Genomic DNA, 23,849 nt, shown 5'->3' with positions numbered 1-23,849 from the left:
TCATGCGAGCGGTTTTTCGGCATCCCGTCCGGCGTCACCTCCGCGGGACTCGGCGATGACGGCGGGTAGTTGCGCGATGCTGGCCGCATCGACTCGGCAGCAACCGCCCACGATATTCGCGCCCGCGGCGATCCATGAGCGCGCAAGCTGTGGCGTGAATGTACTGGTGCCTGTCCAGGCGCCTGCCGCGGTGTCCCACTGTTCACCACTGTTGGGATAGACGATTACTGGTTTGCCGCATGAGCGCGCCGCTGCGATGGCCGGGAGGACATCCTCGGGCGAGCAGCAGTTCACGCCAACTGCGATGACCGCCTCAGAGTCCGCTGCGACGCTAAATGCGTCAGCGAGCGCCTGGCCCGCGCGAGTGCGGGTGCCGCTGGTGGTGTAGGTCAGCCAGGCGGGCGTGCCAGCGTCCGTGGCGAGATCCACAAGGGCGTGCGCCTCGTCGATGTCCGGAATTGTCTCCAGAGCGAGAATGTCAGCCCCGGCGGTCGCAAGAATCTCGAAGCGCGGCCTGTGCCAGGCGCGCAGTTCACGGACACTGAGTCCGTACCGGCCGCGATACTCCGAGCCGTCAGCGAGCACTGCACCATAGGGCCCGATCGATGCTGCGACAAATCGCTCATCGAACTCATCGCGCACTGCGGTTGCAATGCTGACGCTGCGGCGCATCAACTGTTCCGCCCCGCGCCTGCCGATACCGCATGCGCTGAATCCGCGAAAGCTCGCCTGGTAGCTTGCCGTGATCACAATGTCTGCGCCCGCCCGGAAAAAATCGCGGTGGACGTCCGCGATCTCGCTGGGCGCTTCGGCAAGTAAGCGCGCGGACCACAACCCGCCAGTGAGGTCGTGGCCGCGCGCTTCGAGCGCGGTGGCTAGACCGCCGTCCCCGACGAGTACCCGGGCGGCGGCGCGGTTTGCGAGAGAAGCCACTTATCCATTGTGCGGCCTGCCTACTTCGCTGCCATCCGAATAGCTCCGTCAAGGCGAATGGTCTCGCCGTTGAGCATCGGGTTGTCGACGACGTGCATAGCCAGGGAGGCGTACTCTTCCGGCTTCCCGAGCCGTGAGGGGTGGGGCACCTGCTGGCCGAGCGACTGCTGCGCTTCCACGGGAAGGCCGAGAAGCATGGGCGTCTCGAAGATGCCGGGGGCAATGGCGACAACACGAATGAGGTGGCGCGCGAGTTCACGTGCTACCGGCAACGTCAGCGCGGCAACTCCACCTTTAGATGCGGCATACGCTGCTTGCCCGGTCTGGCCGTCGAACGCCGCGACGGACGCAGTGTCGATAATGACGCCACGCTCGCCGTCAATCGGTTCGGTGGCAGCCATCCTCTGGGCGGCGAGCCGGATGACGTTGAAGGTTCCGACGAGGTTGATGCGGACCACTCGCTCGAAGTCATCGAGTGCGAGGGGACCGCTGCGTCCCAGCACCTTGCCGGGGGTGGCTACACCTGCGCAGTTCACAGCGACGCGAATGTCACCAAGTTGGGCAGCATGATCGATAGCAGACGCCACCTGTTCGGCAGATGTCACGTCAGCGGCGACGAAATGCATGCCCTCGCCGGCCTCGCGTGCGGCATCTGCGCCACGGGAGGATGGCAGGTCCAGCAGAACCACGTGCGCTCCGCGCTTGTGCAGCGCCGTGGCGGTCGCGTGACCTAACCCAGATGCGCCGCCAGATACAACCGCCACAGCACCATTCAACTCCACATTGTCTCCTTCGTACCCGGAACGGTGTCTCTACTGTGCAAGCGACCGGCCGATGACCAGTCGCTGAATCTGGTTGGTGCCCTCGAAGATCTGCATGATCTTTGCCTCGCGCATGTAGCGTTCAACCCGGTATTCACGGGTGTAGCCGTAGCCGCCGAAGACCTGCACGGCGTCGGTGGTCACCTTCATCGCGGCATCGGTGGCGACAAGTTTGGCGACGGAGGCATTGCGGGAGTATGGGATTCCCGCGTCGCGGCGGCGCGCGGCGTCGAGGTAGGTGGCGCGGGCCGAGTCGACGGCGGCGGCCATGTCGGCGAGCAGGAAGCCGAGACCCTGGTGGTCGATGATGCGTTTGCCGAAGGCGTGCCGTTCCTTCGCATAGGTGACCGCCTCGTCGAGCGCAGCCTGAGCGAGTCCAGTTGCGACAGCCGCGATCCCGAGGCGGCCCGAGTCGAGGGCACTGAACGCGATTTGAAGGCCCTGGCCTTCCTCTCCGATGCGATGCTCCTCGGAGAGGAACACGTTGTCGTAGTGGGCTGCAGTCGTTGGTACGGCGTGCAGGCCCATCTTCTCTTCGGGTTTGCCGAAGCTCAGGCCGGGGGTGTCTTTGGGGACGAGAAAACAGGAGATGCCGCGTGAGCCATCGCCGGTGCGGGCGAACAGGTTGTAGTAGTCCGCGATACCGCCATGTGTGATCCACGCTTTCGCACCGTTGATGAGGTACCCACCATCAGTCTTGGCGGCCTTGCAGCTGAGTGCGGATGCATCAGAACCGGCCTGGGGTTCGGACAGGCTGTACGCGCCGATGGCTCCGCCGCCGAGAAGCTCGGGAAGCCACTTCTTTTTCTGGTCTTCGGTGCCGAACACGCTGAGTGGGTGGCACGCCAGGCTATGCACGCTGACGGCAACGGCGACGGCCGCCCATCTTGCCCCGAGCTCTTCGAGCACCTGCAGGTAAACCTCATATGGCTGGCCACCGCCGCCCCACTCCTCCGCATAGGGAAGGCTGAGCAGTCCGGCTTCGCCGAGGGTTGCGAATACACCCTCCGGGTAGGTTTCAGACTTCTCGTGCTGGTCCGCGCGGGGAGTGAGCACTTTGTCAGCTACATCGCGGGTAAGCGCAATCAGATCGCGCGCTTCTTCGGTCGGCACGAGCCGGTCGACTGCCACAGGGATCACCTCTGAACGCCAGATAGTACTGAATTACCAGAGACAGTACTGGTAAAGGGCGTAGTACTGCAAGATCCACCTCAGTACTATTACTCGGCATGAGCCGGTCCACGGGGTTTGCCACCAAGCGGCAGGGAGAGCTGTTTGATGAGCTGCTCGCACTTTTTCTTGCTGAAGGGTTCGCGCATTTCACGCTCGATGACATAGCCGCGCGCTTGCGGTGCTCGAAATCCACGCTGTACACGCTCGCAGGAAGTAAAGAGCAACTCGTCCGCGCAGTGACGGTCCACTACTTCCGGGGCGCGACGGAAGAAGTGGAAGCCCGAGTTTCGGGCATTACTGGTGCCCGGGCGCGAATCGTCGCATACCTCACGGGTGTTGAGGAGGTGCTGACTCCAGCTTCGGAGCAGTTTCTGGCCGACCTCGACGCGTTCGCGCCCGCTCGCGAGGTGTATGAGCAGAACACCCGTATTGGCGCTCGGCGCGTACAGGAACTGATCACCGCAGGCGTTCGCGCGGGAGAGTTCCGGGACGTTCACGCGGCATTCGCTGCGGACCTTGTTGCCACCACGATGGTTCGGATCCAGCAGGGCGAGGTGCGCGAAAACACCGGCCTCGATGATGCGCGCGCATATCGTGAACTCGCGTCGATCCTCACCGCGGGCATCAGCGCCTGACTCGGCGGGTGTAGTTTGCCGCCCCACGTTCGTCCGTGATGAGGCAGAATCAAAGGAAGCAGGCGCATGGCACAGCTCGCGGATCCAGGAGGCAACGTGATACACGGCGTGTTACTCGGCAAGGCGTTGGGGACAGTGGTTACCGGAGTCGTCGGGGTGGCCGCTTACAATGGGGTTCGCTGGGTGGCGAAGCGCACACCGGCACGCGAAATTGCCGTTTCCGCAACCACTCTCGGGATCAAAGGGGCACGCAAAGCCGAGGAAGGTGCGGAAAACGTGCGTCTCGCCGCCGCTGACATCGTCGCCGAGGCTCGTGAGCGTGTCGGCGAAGAAGCTCGTCCGCCCAGCCAGACAGCTGGCCACGGTCACGAACACTAATTAACTCAATGGGTGATCAGACTCCGCCACCGGTAAACGGCACAGGGCCCGCCGCGGGCATTGTGATCCGGTCCAATGCAGCCGGTCGGCTGCGTGTTTCCGTACCGTGGATGCGGCGCAGCACCGCCCGTGCAGTGGCTATCGAGAACACAATCGAGCTTGTCCACGGGGTCCGGGCCGTTCACGCATACCCGCGGACGGCGTCGCTCGTTGTCTGGTACTCGCCAAATCGGGTTGACGCGGATGCGATCGTGCACGCAATTTCGGACACGAGCCCGGTAGCTGCGAGGGCAGTGCCCCCGCGCGCGCCGTATTCAGCGGAAGTGAGCACCGGTGACCTCGCGCGTATGACACTTGGCGGCGTGGCCCTCGCCATGCTCGGTTTTCGCCGTTATGTGCTGCGGCGGCCGCCCGTGCTTGGGCCCGCCAGCCGGACGTTCGCCACCGGCGTCACCATCATCACCGGCTACCCGTTCCTGAAAGGCGCGGCTCGCTCTCTCACCAAGTCCAAAGTAGGGGGCACGGACACGCTTGTGTCGGCGGCAACTGTCGCAAGCCTGTTGTTGCGTGAGAACGTCGTCGCGCTCACCGTATTATGGCTGCTGAACATCGGTGAGTACCTTCAGGATCTGACACTGAGACGGACCCGGCGCGCGATCTCCGACCTGTTGAGCGGTGCCCAGGACACGACCTGGATTCGAACCATGGAAGGCGAGGAGATCCGGGTCGATATCGACACGGTGCGGGTCGGGGACCACGTCGTCATCCACGAGCACATTGCGCTGCCCGTCGACGGCGTCATTGTCGACGGTGAAGGCATCATCGACCAATCGGCGATCACCGGTGAGCCGTTGCCCGTAACCGTCGAAAAGGGCGCGACAGTGCACGCCGGTTCCGTACTGATGCGCGGGTCAATCGTCGTCGAAGCAAAAGCTGTCGGCAAAGACACCGCCATCGGCCGTATCATCAGCCGCGTAGAGCAAGCGCAGAGTGACCGAGCACCCATCCAGACCGTCGGAGAAACATTTTCCCGCCGCTTCGTTCCAGCCTCATTCATACTTGCCGGTGCCACGCTGCTGCTCACGCGAGACGTGCGCCGGGCCATGACGATGCTGCTCATCGCATGCCCGTGCGCAGTGGGGCTCGCGACACCCACCGCGATCTCCGCAGCGATAGGTAACGGGGCGCGCCGCGGCATCCTCATCAAGGGCGGCTCGCACCTAGAACTCGCGGGCCGGGTCGACGTGATCGTTTTCGACAAGACGGGAACACTCACGGTGGGGCGCCCGGTGGTTACCAACATCGTGAGCTTCCATCAGGATTGGACGCCGAGCCAGGTGCTGGCATATGCAGCGAGCTCCGAAATACACTCACGTCACCCGCTGGCGCAGGCAGTGATTCGCTCAACCGAGGAACGCCGCATCGTCATCCCGCCGCACGAGCAATGTGAGGTGCTTGTCGGTCTCGGTATGCGCACGTGGGCAGATGGCCGCACACTGCTGCTCGGCAGTCCTGCGCTACTAGAGAATGAAAGCGTCGTTGTTAGCGACGAGGCCCACGCCTGGGTTGCGCGGCTGCGCGGGCGCTCCGAGACACCGCTGCTGCTTGCCGTTGACGGTGACCTTGTTGGCCTCGTCAGCCTGCGTGATGAGGTACGCCCCGAAGCGTGGGGCGTACTCGATGCACTGCGTGCCTCAGGTGTGCAACGCGTCATCATGCTCACCGGCGACCATCCCGATACCGCAGCGGCGGTCGCGCAGGACTTGGGCATCACTGAATGGCACGCCGGGGTGCTGCCCGACGAGAAACTGGACCTGATCGAAAACCTCAAACGAGCGGGCCACACTGTTGCGATGATCGGTGATGGCACCAACGATGCGCCCGCGCTCGCGGGTGCACATATCGGCATCGCGATGGGGATTGCCGGCACCGATGTAGCGGTGGAAACCGCTGATATCGCGTTAGCTACGGATGACCTGCGCCGACTCATCGATCTTCGCGAACTGGGCACGCATACCGTTGACGTGATCCGTCAGAACTACGGCATGTCGATCTCGGTTAACGCCGCAGGCCTCGCGGTCAGCGCGGTCGGAGCGCTTTCGCCGGTGCTGGCCGCGATTTTGCACAACGCGTCCTCCGTCGCGGTCGTGGGCAACAGTTCACGGCTTATTCGGTACCGGCTCGCCGATCAGCCCGAAACCACGCGCAGTTCCTCGATGACGACCTCGCCTGCGCCGTCGCATTCCGAAAGATCAATGGACGCGCTGAGCGCCCATCCGTGATCTCCGTCGGGATCTTCGAGAATCTGACGGACTTCCCACCGGCCGGGGAGTTCCTCAACGAGAAACAGTGCGGGCCCGCGAGCTGAAGGACCGGTGCCGATTTCGCCATATTCCTCGAAGTAGGGGTCGAGCGCCGCGGACCATTCGGTGGCGTCCATGTCACCAAGTTCAGCAAGGTCTTCCCACCGCTCGCGGGCCGCGAGTTCCACCCTGCGGAACGTCGCGTTACGCACCATGACGCGGAAGGCCCGTGTGTTCGCCGTGATCGGACGGGCTGAATCATCGGTGAACGCGCGCTGTTCAGCGGGCTGAGCAGCTGGGTTGACGAGTTGTTCCCACTCGTCGATCAGGCTGGAGTCGACTTGCCGAATGAGTTCCCCGAGCCACTCAGTGAGGTCCTCCAGTTCGTCGTCGCGAGCGTCCGCGGGTACGGTTTGGCGGAGCGCCCGGTATGCGTCGGCAAGATAACGCAGGATGAGGCCCTCTGATCGATTGAGCCCATATGTCGCAATCAGATCAGAGAAGGTCATTCCTTTCTCGACCATGTCACGGATCACTGATTTCGGTGAGAGCGTGAACTCAGCCACCCACGGGTGTCCAGCGCGATACATCTCGAACGCGGGAACCAGCACCCCTTCAAGCGGCTTGGGCCACGTGATGTCCTCAAGCAACTCCATCCGCTCGTCGTATTCGATGCCGTCCGCCTTCATCTCGGCGATCGCGTGCCCCCGTACCGCGTGTTGCTGGGCGAGCAAGAGCGGACGTGGGTCTTCAAGGGTCGATTCGATGACGGACACCACGTCGAGCGCATAGGTCGGCTCAGTGCGGTCCAGCAGATCGAGCGCGGCGAGCGCGAAGGGGGAGAGCGGCTGATTCAGGGCGAAATCCCGCTGCAGATCAACCGTAAGCCGGGCCCACCTGCCGTCTTCATCGGGTTGTGGCAACCGCTCCACGATCCCCGCATTGAGCAGACCGCGATACAGCGCAATCGCCCGTCGGATGTGTTTGCGCTGCGCAGGACGTGCTTCATGATTGTCTTCGAGGAGGTGACGCATCGCGGTGAAGCAATTGCCCGGGCGCGTGAGGACGTTCAGCAGCAGCGCATTCGTGACGCGGAAGCGCGACACAAGTGGTTCCGGTTGCGCGGCAGTGAGTTTCTCGAACGTCTGCTCGCTCCAGTTCACGAAGCCCTCTGGTGGCTTCTTCCGCTGAACCTTCCGGCGCTTCTTCAGGTCATCGCCTGCTTTCGACAGCGCCCGCGCATTGTCAATCTCATGCTCAGGCGCTTGCACAACCACACTGCCGGTGGTGTCGAAGCCGGCCCGTCCCGCACGTCCCGCGATCTGATGAAACTCACGCGCGCGCAGGATGCGATTCTTCGAACCATCGAACTTCGTGAGACCCGTGAAGAGGACCGTGCGTATGGGAACGTTGATGCCGACCCCGAGCGTGTCGGTGCCGCAAATCACCTTGAGCAACCCGTCCTGGGCGAGCCGTTCGACGAGACGGCGATACTTAGGCAGCATGCCCGCGTGGTGTACGCCGATGCCATGCCGGATAAGCCGGGACAGGGTTCGGCCAAAACCCGTCGTGAAGCGAAAACCCGCAATCGCTTCCGCGATCCGGTCACGATCCTCTCGGCTCGCGACGGCCGCACTCGTCAGCGCCTGGGCCCGTTCAAGCGCTGCCGCCTGTGTGAAGTGTACGACGTAAACGGGCGCTTGATGGGTGCTCACGAGTTCTTCGATCGTCTCGTGGATTGGTGTCATCGCATACGAAAAAACCAGTGGAACGGGACGTTCCGCGCCGCTGACATGAACTGTGCTGCGCCCGGTACGGCGCGTGAGGTCCTTCTGGAAGAAGCTGACGTCACCGAGTGTGGCGGACATCAGAAGGAACTGAGCACGGGGGAGCTCAAGGAGGGGCACCTGCCACGCCCAGCCACGATCCGGCTCGGAGTAGAAGTGGAACTCGTCCATCACCACTTGGCCGACGCTGGCGTCCGCGCCTTCGCGCAGCGCGATGTTCGCGAGAATCTCGGCCGTCGCGCAGATGATGGGGGCGGACGCGTTGACAGCGGCATCGCCGGTCATCATCCCGACGTTCTCCGGTCCGAATATTTCACACAACGCGAAGAACTTTTCGCTGACCAGGGCCTTGATGGGAGCGGTGTAAAACGTTCGCGTGCCCTGGACCATCGCGGCGAAGTGAGCCGCTGCAGCAACGAGCGACTTACCTGACCCGGTTGGCGTCGCCAGAATCACGTTCGAACCGGAAACGATCTCGAGCAGTGCCTCTTCCTGTGCCGGATAAAGCGTGAGACCTTGTTCGGTGGCCCACGACTCGAACGCGTCGTAAATGACCTCGGGCTGGTTGGGGATCTCGTCAGGAAGCAGCACCGCTCTAGGCTAGCTGCTTCTCTGGCTCCGTTTCCGGGGCCGGCGGGACACTACGTCGCGCTGCGCTCGGAACTGCCCATCGCGCTGAATACAGCAGACCGCGTCCACGCGTTTCCGGTGACCGATGAGTCACTCATACCGCGGTTCAAGAGCCGCTTCCAGCGGGCATCGTCGAACGTGTGTGGCGGGGCGGCTGCGATGAAATCTTCGACGACCGACAGGAAACGCATCGGATCGTCGTGGAAGGGGAAATGCGCAGATTTTTCGAAGATTTCCAAGCGTGAGCCTGGCATCGCGGCGTGCGCGAGATGAGCATGCGCGACCGGGATGACGTTGTCGTGCTCGCCCCAAATGATCTGCACAGGCATCGCTTCTGCGAGGTAGCAGCGGTCCAGGCCGGTGACGACCTGCCCGCGCCAATCCACAACAGATCGCAGAGTGCGGAGGAATGCGGCCCTATTGACCGGGTCTGGCAGGTCGGAAATGATCCGCACTAGATCTGGCGTGTCATGAAAATGCGGGCTAATAGGCTTAAGCACCTTGCCGAGATGGCCGATCGCATAGGCAATGCCTGGAATTCGCAGGAGCTCGAGCACCCGCGCGGTGCCGGGCAGGGAGATGAGGCGCAACAAGGGACTCACGTCCCGTGTGATGCCGCCAGCGCCGACGAGTATCAGCCGCTCCACGAGCTGCGGAAACTGATAGGTGAACTGCATAGCGACGCCGCCGCCGAGCGAGTGCCCGACCACAGTCACCCGGTCAATCTCGAGCACAGAGAGCAGGTCTCGCATGCCGTTGGCGTACGCGGCAATCGAATAATCGGCGCGCGGCTTATCCGAAAGGCCGTGGCCCAGCAGGTCAGGTGCGATCACCGTAAAGGATTTCGCGAGATGGGGGATGATGTCAGTCCAGGTTGACGAGTTGTCACCGATCCCGTGCAGCAGCAGAATTGCAGGTCCGCTTCCGGCGATACGATACGCGCGGCGATATCCGTGGATCACGCGGTACGACACCGTCGGTTCCTCGTCGGGAACCGATCGCAAAGCTCGGAAGGGCAGGGCGGCCACGAATCCTCCTCCATCGTTGGACCGCGCATCGTCGCCGATCTCCTTGCGCGGCACGGAGCACTTCACACGCTAGCGGGTCCACGCGGAAACACAACTCGAGGAGGGTAACGGTCTGTTCCAGCTAAGTTTCATGCGCATTACGCGCCGGACCGCTCAGCGCAGCTGCACAGTGCTCGTGTAGTCGTCAACGGGGAGAGCACCCTCAACGGTGGCGAGGATGCGTGTCGACTTCAGTTCGGCGAAACCGTCGTACGTCGAGAGAAATGCCGTATCCGCGGCGTCGCGTCCGGTCACCATGCGCACCATGCTTTGGCGTGGGCCGAGCCGGGTGGTGTCGGCGACGATCCACTCACCGTCAATCAATGCTTCCGTGACCGCGTGGAAGTCCATCGGACTAATTCCCGGCGCGTACACACCGGCGACGCGAGCGGGCACGTCAAGCGCCCGGAGCAGAGCCGTGGTGAGGTGAGCGTAGTCCCGGCAGACACCCTGTCTGTGCAACAGTGTGTTACCCGCCCCGTCTGAGGGGCCGCTGCTGCCGGGTACATAACTCAGATTCGTCGTTACCCACTCCGTGACTGCGGCGAACACCGCGCGGGCATCTTTCACACCAGCGAACTCTTCGTACGCCTTCGCGAGGAGTTCGTCGGATTCGGCGTATCGGCTGGGACGCAGATAGAGGGCCTCATCCTGTGGCTCTGCCACGAGCGCGCTGGCCTGGCCGGTGATCGACGCCGAGTACTCAATCACCACATAGCCAGGCTGGGCGACGAACCGATGGAGCCGGCCGCGATGCGGAGCCCGAATCTCCTCGGGTGTCAGCGGCTGCCCGTCCCAGGTGACGATCAGCTTCTCGGTCAGTTCGGCACCCGGGTGATGAGCTGCCGCCACTTGGGCGAATACACGGGCAGGCTGTTGTACCTCCAATTCGATGCGCGAGTAGACGTCGCGGCGGGCTGGCGGCGGAGAGGAAGAGTCAGGGGGCAACGGTGCGCTCACAATCCTTAACTGTGCAGGCTTGCGCCGCCCGGCGCTACCCGAGTCATTGCTCTTCGTCCTTGTCACCGGATTCCCGGGAGTCATCCTGCGGGGCCTGCGTGCCATCGGACTCGTCAGCGGCACCGAACTCACCGCTGTGCTCCGCGAGGAACTGTTCGAATTGCGCGCCGAGTTCGTCCCCGGAGGGCAGATCAGGGAGATCACCGTCAAGCGCAAGGAGGTTCGTCTCTGCGTGCTGCGGCCCCGCGTCGTGCTGCTGCTCCAGGGCGTGCACCACAGCAACTGCTTCCGGGCTTGCTTGCACCTGCTCGTCTACCTGGCGGACCACGTCGGCGGCTGCCTCTTCGAGCGCGGCGAGCGGCACCGATAGCCCCGTCACCTGGCCGAGATGCTGGAGCAGTGTCACGGCGGCGGCGGGGTAGGGCGATTGGGCCAGATAGTGCGGTACGTGCACGGAGAACCCCCGGGCATCGAAACCGTGTTGACCCATCCGGTACTCCAGTAGTGCGGAAGCACTGCCAGGCACCTTCACTTCGGCTCCGAGCCGCTGATGCCGCGGCACCTCACCCGGATTGGACGAGTGGCCGATCACCCCAAGCGGGCGAGTATGCGGCGTTGCCATCGGTATCGCTGACAGACCGACACTGCGTGACACGCCAAACTGCTCCGCGAGCAGGCGAACCGCAGAGGTGAACTTCTCCCACTTGAAGTCGGGTTCTAGGCCGGTGAGGAGCAGGAAAGGCACGCCATTGGTGTCTTTCACCGCGTAGAGGCTGAGTTCAGGAGCCTCATACGCCGAGAAGTGGTCTGACGCGAAGGTCATGGGCGGGCGCCGGGACCGGTAGTCGATGAGGTCATCAACGGAGAACGAAGCGACCAGTTCCGTTTCCAGGCTCTGGCGCAGATGCTCGGTGGCGAGTCGCACGGCGTGACCGGCATCGGCGAAGCCTTCGAGCCCATGAACAAGCACGAGGGTGGTACCGTCGCCAACCTCGATACGCGGACTTGGGAACTCGAGTTCATAGATCCGTGCCTGATCGTCCATACCGTGTGCCCCCTTTCGGATCGTGTCATTGACATTGCCGGACGTCGAAGGTGCTGGCCGCATGTGCGGCCGCGCCCGGGAAGTATCTCGCAGTCATGCGTCGGACTTCCACTCGGTTCCGGTGTCGTCACCAGAACAACGCGTAACGGCGCCGAGATGTTTCCGTGTTTGACCAGCGTTAGGTCACAGCCTGTTCAGTGATGCAATCGCAACGAAGTTGAGACTGTTGCGACAAGCTTAGAGGCTGGTCGCTCAGAGCGGAATGTCGGGCTCGACCGATAAGATTTACGGCGAGGGAGCGAGTGGAAATACCTGTTAGGCAGAATCTTTCGCGCCGTACCAGGGCCTGATGTGGGCACGAACGCACGGCGGCAGGGGAACTGTACGGGCGGAAAGTGATCTGCGCACAGGGGTTTTCGCTCACGTGCCGGTACATGGGGATGAATCGGCAGACAGCGCACCGGATGCCCTGTACACGGGTGCCGAGCGGTGATTCGGGGAAGGGAATGAGGCAATGGTATCGGTGCGATCAGCTCGACAGACAGTTCGTGCAGCGGCAGTCATTGCCGGGACGGCGACAGTGGTTTCGCTGGTCTCAGCGATGGCTGCACCGGCAGCGCCTGCGGAGCCCAGCCCGTCTGACCGTGGCGAGCACAGCTCGCTCCATGTAGTGCCGCTTGACGCGGATCGCGTCCAGTTCGTCCAGCTTGACGAACCCGCCAGGGAAGCTGAAGTTTCCGGGTTGTGGGAACTGATGCTCCCGGTTTCAGCGTTTCCGGACCCGTACGTTGTGAGTGATCGCAGCGGTCAGACAGCGCAACGTGGACTTGCGGCGTTAGCGGGTGTGCCGCGCGACAGCCGGGTCACGCCGGCGGAATGCGCTCCCGCCGCGGTGAGCGACCCGGTGATCGTGCGCACCGCCACCGCCTTCGATGGTGGGTCATCGTTCACTCTCGTTCTTTCCCGGACCGACGACCCGCTGACAGACCTGGAAGGCCAGCTCACCGACTGCACGTTTGCAAAGGCTGTCGACGGGCGCGGCACGTCATCGAGCGTGACAGACATCAGTGTTGAGCTGCTGCCGCCGCCGATGGTGAGCGGCGATGGTGCACTCGCGTACACAAGGACCGTGAGCCGGGCCGATTCTGCGGCGAGCAGTCGGCAACTCGTTCTGGCTACGCAAATTGGCGAATACCGGGTGACCGCGATCGCCGCCCAGTACGAGGTGGGCGAGCCCGATGCCACGATGCTGCACCTGCTGTTCACCAACGCAATTGACAGAGTGGCGGGACGATAACGCGACCCGCAGCCGCAGAAGGCCCAGCCAGGTACGGATAATACCCACTACGTTTTCCACAGGATAGTGAGTTGTCCACATTCGCTGACTTTCCGCTGTTGCAGTTCGAGGCGCCACCGCATTCTTAACGCATGACACCTCACCACGTGCCTCCGGCGCCGCCCGCAGATTCGTCAGTCACAACCGGAAATGCACCCGCGAAACTGCGGCTCACGCACGTAAGCGACTTACTCGGGGCACTGCCCGCGCTGTTAGGGTACTACCCGGAGGAGTCCATCGTCGTCATGTGCATGGGTGGTCCGCGCCGCACAGATTTCACCGGGTTTATCCGGGCTGACGTCCCGTTCGATGCGGATGGCGCGGTGTGCTTCGATGTGCTTCCCGAGGTCGTCTCTTCGCTCATTCAGTTCTGTGACAGCAACGGCGTGAATACCGTTCTCCTCGCTGTTATCAGCGACACGTCGCCGCTGTTGGCCGCGGACATCACGGATGCTGTCATCGAGGGGCTTGAGTGTGCTGGCATTTCGGTGGGAGCAGCGTACATGGCACCGCGCATCAGTGCGGGCGAGCGCTGGCGCAGCGAACTGCCGATCCGGGATGAAGGTGTAATCGCTGACCCTCGAGAATCCGCAGTCGCCGCCGAACTCGTAGCGGCCGGCCGGATGATACGGCCAAGCCGCTCCGATCTCGTCACCGAACTCGAATGTGCAGACGAGCAACAATCACAACGCATCGCCAAGAAACTGAAGCTGCTTCCGTCTCATAAGCGCAGAGCGAAGTCGCCGGAGGACGCTCACCACCTCGAACGGGTCCTTTTCGCGGTTTCGTCAATCGACTGTTGGGAGCAACCTGGAGACGAAGAGTGCGTTGCGCTCGCCGAGGCACTTTTGCGGATCCCGGTGCGCGACTGCGTATTCGCGCTGGCCCTCACCGACGAAGCGGAGCCAGCGGAGCGGCTTTGGACTGTACTTACCCGATACCTGCCTGAACCAGCTCGTGCAGAAGCTGCGACGCTGCTCGCGCATTCTGCGTACGTACGTGGTGACGGGACACTTGCGGGCGTCGCTCTCGATATCGCGCTAGGCGCAGATTCGGAGCACAGGATGGCGCGTTTGCTCGATACCGCGCTGCGCGCCGGCACACCACCAAATGTCATCGCTGAAATCGCGACGATCGGCTGGCAGCTTGCTGAAGCGCTCGGTGTCACGCTGCCGCCGCTCGCGCTTCCACTGGCTTCAGAGCGATCGAGACATGCGACATAGCCAGACCAATCAGCTTTCGGCGCTAGGCGGTGCGGTGTGCCGCGTGGGCGCCGTCCCCGAGTTCCCTTGTGAAATCCCACGCGTCGCGCACGATCCTGTCGATGTCCGTGTATTGCGGTGACCAGCCGAGTTCAGTGATCGCCCGGTCGCTTGACGCGATAAGCACCGCCGGGTCGCCAGGCCTGCGCGGCGCCTCGACTGCTGGGATCGGGTGGCCGGTTACCCTCCGGCACGCCTCGATCACCTCACGAACAGTGAATCCCTCCCCAGAACCAAGGTTGAAGATTCGGTGACGGCCGGGCTGCGACGATTCGAGTGCGAGCACATGCGCTTCGGCGAGGTCACGCACGTGGATGTAGTCGCGAACCGCCGTGCCGTCGCGGGTATCCCAATCGGATCCAAACACCGAAATGCTGTCCCGGAAGCCCATGGCTACTTGCAGCACAAGTGGAATGAGGTGAGTTTCGATCGCCCGGTTTTCACCAATCGACCCGTACGCACCTGCGACGTTGAAGTACCGCAAACTGGTCGCACCCAGCCCGAAGGCACGGCTGTACGACGTGATCGCGTGGTCGATCGCAAGCTTTGTGGCGCCGTACGGGTTAGTCGGCTGGGTTGGGAAGTCCTCGGTGATGGGAACCGATTCGGGCTCTCCGTATGTCGCTGCGGTTGAGGAAAAGACCAGGTGTGGGACTGCGTGCAACCGCATTGCATCGAGAAGTGCGAGCGTCGTGACGACGTTGCCATGCCAGTACAAGTCAGGTCTGGTCACGGATTCGCCGACGAGCGAATGCGCCGCGAAATGGAGGACACCATCGTACTGTTCCCCGTCGACTCCCGCGCGGAGGATGTCGCTTGCGGCGGCACCTGCGTCCGCTTCGACGAACATGGCTCCACTGGGAACCGCCTCACGATTCCCAGTGGAGAGATCGTCAACCACAGTGACACGGTGCCCGCGCTCGAGCAGCACGGCTGCGCAGACACTGCCGACATAGCCAGCGCCGCCGGTGACCAGCAACTTCACTGGCTAGACTTTCTCGACCTGTATTGCGTGTGCCATATCGTCGGGGATATCGAGGCCTTCGTGGCCGGGTGTTGTGATGCGCACCCCGCCGGGGAATACCTCTACGGTGATGCGGGCGTTGGGAACAACGCCCGCATGGCGCAGGCGGGCGATAAGCTCCGTATCCACCTGAACGTGTTCGGCAAGCCGGCGAATGACGACCGGCGCCGCAGATCCCTGCGGAAGTTCAGACAGGCGTATGAGCTGTGGGTCGGGTTCGGCCGTCACGTCGAGTCCGAGCCGTTCCAGTCCGGGAATCGGGTTACCGTACGGCGAAGTGGTTGGATTGTTGAGCACTGAAACAAGCCGACGCTCCACGTCCTCGCTCATCACGTGTTCCCAGCGGCATGCCTCAGCATGCACATTCTCCCATTGGAGTCCGATGACGTCGACGAGGAGCCGCTCCGCGAGGCGGTGCTTTCGCATGACAGCGACTGCGAGTTCCCTGCCCTTCGGGGTGAGCTCGAGGTGGCGGTCTCCCCCTACAGAGAGCAGGCCGTCACGCTCCATTCGCGCTACGGTCTGACTGACCGTAGGCCCGCTCTGTTCTAGGCGCTCCGCGATGCGGGCACGCAGCGGCACCACGCCCTCTTCCTCAAGTTCGTAGACGGTCCGGAGGTACATCTCCGTCGTGTCAACCAGTTCTTTCACTCTCACACCCCTCTGTCGCAAGCGAGTTTACCTTTACGGCAAGGGCCCTGGGGCCTTTGGTCGGTGCCAAACGTCCCACATTTCCGCAGCGGTGGCCGCAACCCCAACCAGCTGAAGGTAAACGCGGGGGAAGCACGCAGAATTCCAGCTAGGGCAGTAGCGTGGAAAGTTATGAGCCCGCAGCCGGATACCGTCCCGCACAGTGTCATTTGGACGCCGGAGTTCCTCAGCTATCGACTCAGCGATTCGCACCCGATGAACCCCGTCCGGCTGGAACTCACCATCGCGCTGGCCGAAGCCCTCGGCGTGTTATCGGACAGCGAAGTCATACGGCCCGACCGTTCTTCCGAAGCAGAATTGCTGCGTGTACACACCCCCGCGTACCTCGCCGCTGTTCAGAAGGTTTCCGAGCCGGACGCGGACCTGCGCCGCGAAAACCGGATCGTCGGCCTCGCGCACGGTCTCGGGAACGAGGACAACCCCGTGTTCCCGGCGATGCACGACGCCGGCACAATCGTCACCGGTGGAACCCTCGCCGCTGCCCGCCAAATATTCTCCGGACGTGTACGCCGCGCGGTGTCGATCGCGGGCGGAATGCACCACGCGATGCCGAACTATGCGGCCGGCTTCTGCATCTACAACGATTGCGCGATCGCGATCTCCTGGCTGCTCGAACAGGGCTACAAACGCGTGGCGTACATCGACGTCGATGTCCACCACGGTGACGGGGTACAGCACGCCTTCTACGACGATCCCAGGGTGCTCACGATCTCGCTGCATCAGCATCCCGCCACCTTGTGGCCGGGCACGGGCTGGCCTGCGGAGATCGGTAACGGTGCCGCCGAAGGAACATCGATCAACATCCCAATGCTGCCGGGCACTCCCGACTCGCTGTGGCTGCGAGCTTTCCATGCGATAGTCCCTGGGGCAGTGCGCGCATTCGAGCCCGACATCATCGTCAGCCAGTGCGGTGCGGATACTCACCGGGAGGATCCGCTTGCTGATCTTTCCCTCACTGTCGACGGGCAGCGACTCGCGTTCCGCGCTATGCGGGACCTCGCCGATGAAGTGTGCGACGGACGCTGGCTCGCCGTCGGTGGCGGTGGTTACGGTCTGATACGGGTCGTGCCGCGGTCGTGGACCCACCTCATCTCGCTCGCGGCCGGGATCGATATTGACCCCGCCACACCGATTCCAGATCAGTGGAAAGAACAAGCGCAGCGGGTGGCGCCAGACATATCACCGCCGGACCGCATGGGTGATAGCGGCAAAGTCGAATTCGAGCGCTGGAGCGGCTCGGTCGTCGCCTCGGTCGTCGGGCCGCCGAGCCAGGAACGTGACCTTGCACGCGTAGACAGTGCCATTCTCGAGACCCGCCGAGCTGTGTATCCACTGCTCGGCCTAGACCCGGATGATCCCCGTGACTGAACAAGAGCTCCGCAAGAACAACGGCGGCCATAACTACCCCCTCGCCTGGGAAGCGGACGTGCTCGCCTCCGACGGCGGCGTCGTGCATCTGCGGCCAATCACTCCGGTGGACAGCGAACGACTGGTTCGCTTCCACGCCGGCCTTTCCGAACGCACCCGCTACCTGCGCTACTTCGGTCCGTATCCGCGAATGCCGGAACGCGACGTCATACATTTCACGAATGTCGACCACAAAGACCGCGTGTCGTTCGTGCTGATTCTCGGCGACGACATCATCGGTGTGGGGTTGTACGAACGGTTGATGTACTCCGGCACGAGCGACTCGGCCGAGGTAGCTTTCGTGATCGCCGACGAGCATCAAGGCCGGGGTTTGGGCTCGATCCTCCTCGAGCACCTCGCGGATGCTGCCGCCCAGAACGGGATCACGCGATTCGAAGCGGAAGTGCTCGCCGAGAACCGCGGAATGATAGCGGTGTTCAAAGAAGCTGGCTACGAGATCTCCCGCAGTTACGACGGGAGTGTCGCGCACCTGGCCTTCGATATCGATCCCACCGACGCCCGCCAGACCGTGCGTGAGTCTCGCGAGCGCATGTCGGAAGCGCGCAGTGTGCGTAACGTGCTGCACCCACGGTCGATCGCCGTTATCGGGGCATCAACGGATCCCACCAAGGTCGGGGGTGCCGTTCTGCAGAACTTGCTCGCAGCCGGTTTCACCGGCCCAGTGTTCCCGGTGCACCCCGAACGCAACTCGGTTCGCGGTGTGCGGGCCTATCCGACGGTTCGGGACATCCCTGACCCAGTGGACCTCGCCGTCGTCGCGGTGCCCGCGCAGGCGATTGACGAAGTACTTGACGACTGTCTGACAAAGCGAGTCAAAGCGCTCGTCGTTGTCTCCGCTGGATTCAGCGAGGCGAGCATGGACGGCGTGGAGGCAGAACGACGGCTTGTGCAGTCGGCCCGAACGCACGGCATGCGGGTAATCGGCCCGAATGCGCTCGGGGTCGCGAACACTGATCCGGCGATCGCGATGAACGCCTCCCTCGTGCCGGTACTGCCCCCGCGCGGCAGAATCGGGTTCTTCTGTCAATCGGGCGCGCTTGGGATAGCGATTCTGGACACCGCTCGGCGGCGGCAGCTCGGGCTGTCCACGTTTGTTTCTGCGGGTAACCGCGCCGACCTTTCGGGCAACGACCTGCTCCAGTATTGGGACTCGGATCCAGAAACCGATGTGGTGCTGCTGTACTTGGAGAGCTTCGGCAATCCGCGCAAATTCTCACGCATCGCCCGCCGGGTGGCGCGCAGCAAACCAGTAGTCGCTGTCAAGAGCGGGCGCCATGCCGCGCCTTTTGCCCTGGCGGCAACAGGGGTGTCGCTTGACGAGTCCAGTGTGTCGGCACTGTTCGAACAAACCGGTGTGGTCCAGGTAGGCAGCATTTCCGACCTGTTCGACTGTGCTTTGCTCTTCGGCTACCAACCGCTGCCTGCTGGGCCGCGGGTTGCTGTCGTTGGTAACTCGACCGCACTGGGTGTCCTTACCGTTGACGCTGCTCGCGGCGAAAACCTCGCCGCCAACGATCCGATCGATGTTGGGCCGCACGCGTCACCATCGGAATTCGCCAGCGCGATCGCCGCGGCACTGGCGTCCGAAGACGTGGACGCTGTGATCGCGGTGTTCGTGCCCCCGGTCGCGGTGCCGTCCGAACCGTACGCGGCAGCCTTGCGTGAGACAGCACGAGATGCAGCGAAACCACTGGTCAGCACATTTCTTGGTAGTGAGGGCATCCCCGATCAACTGGCCGTGCGCGATCACGCTGGTGCGCCGATGCGCGGTTCTGTGCCGTCGTATCCTGGCCCGGAACGAGCGGTAGCGGCACTCGCTCGCGCCTGGCGTTATGCGCGCTGGAAGAGCCAGCCCGTATCCAAGGTCGTCCGGCCTGAAGGTATGGATCCCGACCGCGCGCGGGACTTGATACGCGGCTGGCTGCCCGAACAGGGCCAGCGTCTGCTCACTGATGAGCAGTCGGCAGAAGTGCTTGGATGCTACGGCATCAAGATTGTCCCGTTCAAAGACGTGACGACGCCCGACGAGGCGATCGCTGCGGCACAAGAACTGGGCTACCCTGTCGCGGTGAAGGCGGTCGGGGAGCAGTGGCAGTACCGGACCGACCTCCTTGGCGTCCGGCTCGATTTGACGCGTGACACATCGGTGCGGCTCGCTTACAGCGACATGGCCGCCATCTCCGGATCAGCGACTGTCCGCGTGCAGAAGATGGCAGCGAAAGGGGTGGGTTGTACACTCAGCCTGCAGGATGACCCATCATTCGGCACACTTGTCACGTTCGGGCTCGCCGGGGTGATTTCCGAACTCGTCGGTGACCGGGCCTATCAGGTCCCGCCCCTCACCGAAGACGCCGCACACACACTCATCAATTCGCCCAAAGCGTCCCCGCTGCTGGACGGTCTCCGTGGCGCGCCGGCGGCCAACAAGGAAGCTCTCGTCGAACTCGCGCAGCGAGTCTCCGCACTCGCCGTCGACCTTCCGGAGGTGCGGGCCCTGCTGCTCCATCCGGTCCTTGCAGCCCCAGACGACGCGTCGGTGATTGGCGCGCAACTGCGCATCGGGAAAGAGGTTGCATTCCAGGACCTGGACAACGCGGCGGCGGCCCGCCGCCTCCGCTAACGCGGCGGCGGCCCGCCGCCTCCGCTAACCCGGCGGCGTTTCGTCACCGATACGGGACGTTTCGCCGAATATCTCGTGTGAGGCTTTGTCGCAAACAAAAGACGCGGGTCAGCCTCCCGACAAGACTGACCCGCGCCGCGGCAGACAGATGCTTCTGACGAGCATCTGAGATGAATTAGGTGCGCCGAGGCATTACGACGCGTAACCGCGCAGTTTCTCCGCCCGATCGCCCTGGCGCAGCTTTGTCATGACTTCACGCTCGATCTGGCGAACACGTTCCCGGGAAAGTCCGAAAATACGGCCGATCTGATCGAGTGTCCGTGGCTGCCCATCTTCGAGACCGTATCGAAGAATGATGACCTGGCGTTCACGCTCGTCGAGCGTCGCGAGCACGGTCCGGATATCACTGTGCAGAAGTGTGGTGATAACTGCGGTTTCCGCGTCTGTCGCATCCGAGTCCTCGATGAAGTCACCGAGCGGTGCTTCCTCGTCACTGCCGACGGGCATGTCGAGGCTCACCGGGTCGCGGCTGTGATCGAGCAGATCCTGGATTTTTTCCTGCGGGATCCCCGACTCTCGGGCCAGTTCCTCCTCGGTCGCCTCCCGGCCCAGCTGTTGGTGCAGTTCTCGCTTGATGCGTGCGAGCTTGTTCACCTGCTCAACGAGGTGCACTGGGAGCCGGATCGTGCGGCTCTGGTCGGCCATTCCGCGCGTTATTGCCTGCCGGATCCACCAGGTTGCATAGGTGGAGAACTTGAAGCCCTTCGCGTAGTCGAACTTCTCCATTGCCCGGATCAAGCCGAGATTGCCTTCCTGAATCAGATCCAGAAGCGGCATGCCACGTCCGGTATACCGCTTCGCAAGCGAGACGACGAGACGCAAGTTTGCCTCGAGAAGGTGACCGCGTGCGCGCTGGCCGTCGCGAACGATGAAGGCGAGGTCACGCTTCTTTGCGGGCGTCAGCTTGGGCGCGGTCTGCAATAGGTGTGTCGCATACAGGCCTGCTTCGATGCGCTTGGCGAGTTCGACTTCGTCCTCGGCCGTCAAAAGTGCGGTTCGCCCGATACCATTGAGGTAGACACGTACAAGGTCAGCGGCTGGGCTCTGCGAATCAAGCTCGGCGGCGCTGATGTCAGCGGTTCCATTCCTGCGGCGAGTTGTCGCGGGGCTGGTCATTGCGTGCCTCCTCATCGGTTGTCGTACATATCCACAACGAATCGGATACATAAAAAAGTTCCCGTCATCGCACGAGTTCAAACACCCTGACCTGCGTCGATTTTGTCGGTCATCTGAGAAGTTGCTGAGAAAGGGTGAACTGCGGAACCGGTTTACCAGTCGTCGTGTCCCGAAGGGGTTTACGTATGAACGAGGACTGTGAACGGTCCGTCATTGACCGATTCCACCGCCATGTCTGCGCCGAAGAGGCCGTGCTCAACCTTCAGCCCCTGAGCGCGCAGAGCTTCGGAGACCTCGTTGTAGCGCTGTTGCGCCTCGGCGGGAGCAGCGGCGGCGACCCATGATGGGCGGCGTCCCTTCTTCGTGTTGCCGAGCAGCGTGAACTGGCTTACGAGCAGAATGGGTGCCCCCACCTCGGAGGCGCATTTCTCGTCGCGCAAAATTCGGAGCTCAGCGATCTTCCTTGCCATGATGGCAACCTGCTGAGCGCCGTCGTCACGAGCGACGCCGAGCAGCACTAGAAGACCCGGTGTGGTGATCTCACCGACCACATCGCCGCTGACGGAGACCGATGCGCGCGTCACCCGTGATATCACTGCGATCATCGTGGTCCCTCGTCGGCGTCACACAACCCGGCGGGCAGCACAACACCGTGCCGGATGAGTCCCTCGATCAAAGCGGTGCCGCGTGTCAAGAGTTCGTCCGCGGGCTCGTCAGTGGTCGCTGCGAGCAGGCTGATCACGTCCGCGAACGGAAGCCCATCGGGCCTCAGCCCAGCGAGCAGCCGAGCAGCGAGGTCGTCGATCTCATGCTGCCAGCGAGGTCCTTCGGTTCGGTGGATGCGGGTGACGACGTGTTCCCAGCCGTTCTCGCCGGGACTCGAGACCTGTTCGAGAGCGCTGTGCGGGTTCAGACAGAGCCGGGCTGCGCGTACGTCGTTATCTCGCAGCCACGCGACCCGCCGCAGATAACTCGATGCTTCAGTACCCAGCGGGTCGCCGAATTCGTGCAGGAGATCCTCACACAAGATGTCCGACGGAGCGGTGGTGCGCCGCAGAAAAACAAAACCGAACCCGATCGCATCCACCCCGGCGCGGTCGAGGTGTTCGAGCCACTTTTCCTGGCGTGCGGTGCCTGCGGGTGTACGCAGGTCGACGTCCGTATCTCGCAACCAGGTTGAGACGTAGAATTCCTTGTCGGCGACGTCACGCTGGACGAACCAGGCATCGACACCGGTGTCAGGCAGCCACGACGCCACCCTGGTACGCCAGTCTTGCCCGTCCTGGTGCACCCACGAGGCGAGCAGCGCCGCGGTGCCGCCAACAGCGAGATGTTCGAGGCTTGAACGTATGACGAGTGCACTTGCGTCATCGAGCACGAGGCCTGAATCCCGGTAGGTCAGCTCCACTGCAGGACCACTGACGACGAACGGCGGATTAGCGACCACCTGGTCGTATTCTTCACCTGCGACAGGCTCGAACCACGATCCCTCGCGCAAGTCGGCGTCGATTCCATTGAGCGCGAAAGTCGCAGCTGCGAGGCGCAGCGCGCGGGGGCTAACATCCGTCGCGGTGACGGAGTTTGCGTAGGTGGCGGCGTGTACAGCCTGAATTCCGCAACCGGTGCCGAGATCCAGGACTCTGCCGACGGGTTCGGTGGGTGTGGCGCGCAACAGCGACAGCGACGCGGCCCCGACACCGAGAACGTGATCTGGGCTGAGCTCGCGTATCCGCATCGTCGCATCGAAATCTGAAACGATCCATCGATTGCCGTGGCCCGCATCGAGAGGCCGCACATCGACAAGCGATTCCGCAAGCCCGGCCGTACCCCGCTCGAGAAGGCCATTAGACAGCAAGTCGCCGGTGTCGATCGGTGCCAGAACCCGGGCGATATCGTCGGCCGGGACGGCATCGCCAAGCATGAAGTAGCGGATTAGGAGACCGAGCGGCCCTGCCTCGCGACAGCGTCTCCGGACAGCGCCGGGCTCACCTCGGTCGAGTGCAGCGAGTCCGCTTGGGGCGAGCAGTGCGATCACGCCATCCGCAGTGAAATCATTCCGCTCAAAAACGTCGCGGACTGCAGACCAGAACGCGGTTGTCTCGTTTTTCGTCACCCTTCGATTGTCTCGTGCCGCTGCTGTTCAATCGCGCGCTGGTCAGCATCGGCGGCGCGCCGGCGCGCATCGTAGCGGTCGGGTTCGTCTTTGCGCCGCGGCGGCCGGTCGTTGGCGATGAGCACCGCGATCCAGGGGAGCGGAATCGAGAGTGCGATGATGAGAAGCGGTATCCAGCCTGTCCCGGTGATCGAGTACGCGATCGCCGCGAGCACGAGTGCTGGTATGCGAAACGCCATGAGGATTGTGTATTTCCGCACACGGGCCCGCTGTTGCTGCTCGAAAGTCTCGGAGGCACCAGTGATGAGAAGTGGCTTCGCGGATTTGCCGTAGGCTCGGGCCGCTGAGTCGTCCCCGGTAAAAAATCCGCCCTGGGAACTGTGCGGATGCTTCGTCATTCTTCTACTCTCCCACTAGCCACTCTGGGAAGCCACTTCGGGCTCTCGG

General features: G+C 63.0%; 20 protein-coding genes. 7 read left to right on the top strand and 13 right to left on the bottom strand.

The features are described from left to right. From mmuM to ONR57_RS08430, 3 genes are read right to left on the bottom strand one after another with little or no spacing between them, the layout of a single operon-like run. Window positions 1–933, bottom strand: coding sequence for a homocysteine S-methyltransferase (gene mmuM / locus ONR57_RS08440; protein ID WP_265122713.1), 933 nt, complete (start codon window positions 931–933; stop codon window positions 1–3). Window positions 934–953: 20 nt separating this feature from the next. Beyond that, window positions 954–1,715, bottom strand: a complete 762-nt coding sequence (locus ONR57_RS08435; RefSeq protein ID WP_265122712.1) for an SDR family NAD(P)-dependent oxidoreductase — start codon at window positions 1,713–1,715, stop codon at window positions 954–956. A gap of 30 nt (window positions 1,716–1,745) precedes the next feature. Continuing rightward, window positions 1,746–2,885: an acyl-CoA dehydrogenase family protein gene (locus tag ONR57_RS08430; RefSeq protein ID WP_265122711.1), complete on the bottom strand. Its 1,140-nt coding sequence runs from the start codon at window positions 2,883–2,885 to the stop codon at window positions 1,746–1,748. A 98-nt stretch (window positions 2,886–2,983) separates the two neighbouring features. Between ONR57_RS08430 and ONR57_RS08425 the strand changes: the two genes are divergently transcribed. From ONR57_RS08425 to ONR57_RS08415, 3 genes are all read left to right on the top strand, one after another. Beyond that, on the top strand, window positions 2,984–3,562 hold the full coding sequence (locus ONR57_RS08425) for a TetR/AcrR family transcriptional regulator (RefSeq protein WP_265122710.1): 579 nt from the start codon (window positions 2,984–2,986) through the stop codon (window positions 3,560–3,562). 66 nt (window positions 3,563–3,628) lie between these two features. Then, on the top strand, window positions 3,629–3,940 hold the full coding sequence (locus ONR57_RS08420) for a DUF1490 family protein (RefSeq protein WP_265122709.1): 312 nt from the start codon (window positions 3,629–3,631) through the stop codon (window positions 3,938–3,940). 8 nt (window positions 3,941–3,948) lie between these two features. Next, entirely contained in the window at window positions 3,949–6,222 is a 2,274-nt protein-coding gene (locus tag ONR57_RS08415) for a cation-translocating P-type ATPase (RefSeq protein ID WP_265122708.1), read from the top strand. On the opposite strand, the gene ONR57_RS08410 is transcribed toward ONR57_RS08415, so the two are convergent. The 4 genes from ONR57_RS08410 to ONR57_RS08395 form a co-directional block, all read right to left on the bottom strand. After that, on the bottom strand, window positions 6,129–8,621 hold the full coding sequence (locus ONR57_RS08410; protein WP_265122706.1) for an RNA helicase: 2,493 nt from the start codon (window positions 8,619–8,621) through the stop codon (window positions 6,129–6,131). The genes ONR57_RS08415 and ONR57_RS08410 overlap by 94 nt on opposite strands. 50 nt (window positions 8,622–8,671) lie before the next feature. Then, window positions 8,672–9,688, bottom strand: coding sequence for an alpha/beta fold hydrolase (locus ONR57_RS08405; RefSeq protein ID WP_265122705.1), 1,017 nt, complete (start codon window positions 9,686–9,688; stop codon window positions 8,672–8,674). Window positions 9,689–9,841: 153 nt separating this feature from the next. After that, a complete protein-coding gene (locus tag ONR57_RS08400) occupies window positions 9,842–10,687 on the bottom strand; it encodes a transglutaminase family protein (RefSeq protein WP_265122703.1) in 846 nt (281 codons plus the stop codon). Between the two features lie 43 nt (window positions 10,688–10,730). Next, complete coding sequence (locus ONR57_RS08395; RefSeq protein ID WP_265122702.1) at window positions 10,731–11,732, bottom strand: proteasome assembly chaperone family protein; 1,002 nt, start codon at window positions 11,730–11,732, stop codon at window positions 10,731–10,733. Between the two features lie 523 nt (window positions 11,733–12,255). On the opposite strand from ONR57_RS08395, the gene ONR57_RS08390 reads away from it, so the two are divergent. Continuing rightward, the gene (locus tag ONR57_RS08390; RefSeq protein WP_265122701.1) at window positions 12,256–13,029 is read left to right on the top strand and encodes a hypothetical protein; all 774 of its coding nucleotides are present in this window, start codon (window positions 12,256–12,258) and stop codon (window positions 13,027–13,029) included. Between the two features lie 131 nt (window positions 13,030–13,160). Further along, a complete protein-coding gene (locus ONR57_RS08385; protein WP_265122700.1) occupies window positions 13,161–14,291 on the top strand; it encodes a DUF4192 domain-containing protein in 1,131 nt (376 codons plus the stop codon). Window positions 14,292–14,313: 22 nt separating this feature from the next. Here the strand turns inward: ONR57_RS08385 and galE are convergent, their stop codons facing one another. Both galE and ONR57_RS08375 read right to left on the bottom strand, forming a co-directional pair. Beyond that, the gene (gene galE, locus ONR57_RS08380) at window positions 14,314–15,315 is read right to left on the bottom strand and encodes a UDP-glucose 4-epimerase GalE (RefSeq protein ID WP_265122699.1); all 1,002 of its coding nucleotides are present in this window, start codon (window positions 15,313–15,315) and stop codon (window positions 14,314–14,316) included. A gap of 3 nt (window positions 15,316–15,318) precedes the next feature. Beyond that, window positions 15,319–16,005: a metal-dependent transcriptional regulator gene (locus ONR57_RS08375; protein WP_265122698.1), complete on the bottom strand. Its 687-nt coding sequence runs from the start codon at window positions 16,003–16,005 to the stop codon at window positions 15,319–15,321. A 171-nt stretch (window positions 16,006–16,176) separates the two neighbouring features. Between ONR57_RS08375 and ONR57_RS08370 the strand changes: the two genes are divergently transcribed. Beyond that, window positions 16,177–17,433 carry an acetoin utilization protein AcuC gene (locus ONR57_RS08370; protein ID WP_265122697.1) on the top strand — a complete coding sequence of 419 codons (1,257 nt, stop codon included), beginning with the start codon at window positions 16,177–16,179 and terminating at the stop codon, window positions 17,431–17,433. After that, window positions 17,417–20,113, top strand: a complete 2,697-nt coding sequence (locus ONR57_RS08365) for a GNAT family N-acetyltransferase (protein WP_374116415.1) — start codon at window positions 17,417–17,419, stop codon at window positions 20,111–20,113. The genes ONR57_RS08370 and ONR57_RS08365 overlap by 17 nt, the downstream gene beginning before the upstream one ends. Window positions 20,114–20,305: 192 nt before the next feature. Here ONR57_RS08365 and ONR57_RS08360 read toward each other — a convergent pair whose 3' ends face one another. The 4 genes from ONR57_RS08360 to ONR57_RS08345 form a co-directional block, all read right to left on the bottom strand. Continuing rightward, window positions 20,306–21,289, bottom strand: a complete 984-nt coding sequence (locus tag ONR57_RS08360) for a sigma-70 family RNA polymerase sigma factor (RefSeq protein ID WP_265122695.1) — start codon at window positions 21,287–21,289, stop codon at window positions 20,306–20,308. 179 nt (window positions 21,290–21,468) lie between these two features. Further along, the gene (dtd, locus tag ONR57_RS08355; RefSeq protein ID WP_265122694.1) at window positions 21,469–21,894 is read right to left on the bottom strand and encodes a D-aminoacyl-tRNA deacylase; all 426 of its coding nucleotides are present in this window, start codon (window positions 21,892–21,894) and stop codon (window positions 21,469–21,471) included. Further along, window positions 21,891–23,402, bottom strand: a complete 1,512-nt coding sequence (locus ONR57_RS08350) for a class I SAM-dependent methyltransferase (protein WP_265122693.1) — start codon at window positions 23,400–23,402, stop codon at window positions 21,891–21,893. The genes dtd and ONR57_RS08350 overlap by 4 nt, the downstream gene beginning before the upstream one ends. Further along, window positions 23,399–23,800 carry a DUF3099 domain-containing protein gene (locus ONR57_RS08345; protein ID WP_265122691.1) on the bottom strand — a complete coding sequence of 134 codons (402 nt, stop codon included), beginning with the start codon at window positions 23,798–23,800 and terminating at the stop codon, window positions 23,399–23,401. The genes ONR57_RS08350 and ONR57_RS08345 overlap by 4 nt, the downstream gene beginning before the upstream one ends. Between the last annotated feature and the right edge of the window lie 49 nt (window positions 23,801–23,849).

This window comes from Hoyosella sp. YIM 151337, assembly GCF_026041215.1.
In the GTDB taxonomy this organism is placed as follows: Bacteria; Actinomycetota; Actinomycetes; order Mycobacteriales; family Mycobacteriaceae; genus Hoyosella.
The sequence above is the reverse complement of the archived record's forward strand: the minus strand, read 5'-3'. Positions and strand labels throughout refer to the sequence as shown.

Coding starts and splice junctions, on each gene's coding strand:
- ONR57_RS08425 (WP_265122710.1), top strand. CDS start 2,984: ATGAGCCGGTCCACGGGGTTTGCCACCAAGCGGCAGGGAGAGCTGTTT.
- ONR57_RS08420 (WP_265122709.1), top strand. CDS start 3,629: ATGGCACAGCTCGCGGATCCAGGAGGCAACGTGATACACGGCGTGTTA.
- ONR57_RS08415 (WP_265122708.1), top strand. CDS start 3,949: ATGGGTGATCAGACTCCGCCACCGGTAAACGGCACAGGGCCCGCCGCG.
- ONR57_RS08395 (WP_265122702.1), bottom strand. CDS start 11,732: ATGGACGATCAGGCACGGATCTATGAACTCGAGTTCCCAAGTCCGCGT.
- ONR57_RS08385 (WP_265122700.1), top strand. CDS start 13,161: ATGACACCTCACCACGTGCCTCCGGCGCCGCCCGCAGATTCGTCAGTC.
- ONR57_RS08370 (WP_265122697.1), top strand. CDS start 16,177: ATGAGCCCGCAGCCGGATACCGTCCCGCACAGTGTCATTTGGACGCCG.
- ONR57_RS08365 (WP_374116415.1), top strand. CDS start 17,417: ATGATCCCCGTGACTGAACAAGAGCTCCGCAAGAACAACGGCGGCCAT.
- ONR57_RS08360 (WP_265122695.1), bottom strand. CDS start 21,289: ATGACCAGCCCCGCGACAACTCGCCGCAGGAATGGAACCGCTGACATC.
- dtd (WP_265122694.1), bottom strand. CDS start 21,894: ATGATCGCAGTGATATCACGGGTGACGCGCGCATCGGTCTCCGTCAGC.
- ONR57_RS08345 (WP_265122691.1), bottom strand. CDS start 23,800: ATGACGAAGCATCCGCACAGTTCCCAGGGCGGATTTTTTACCGGGGAC.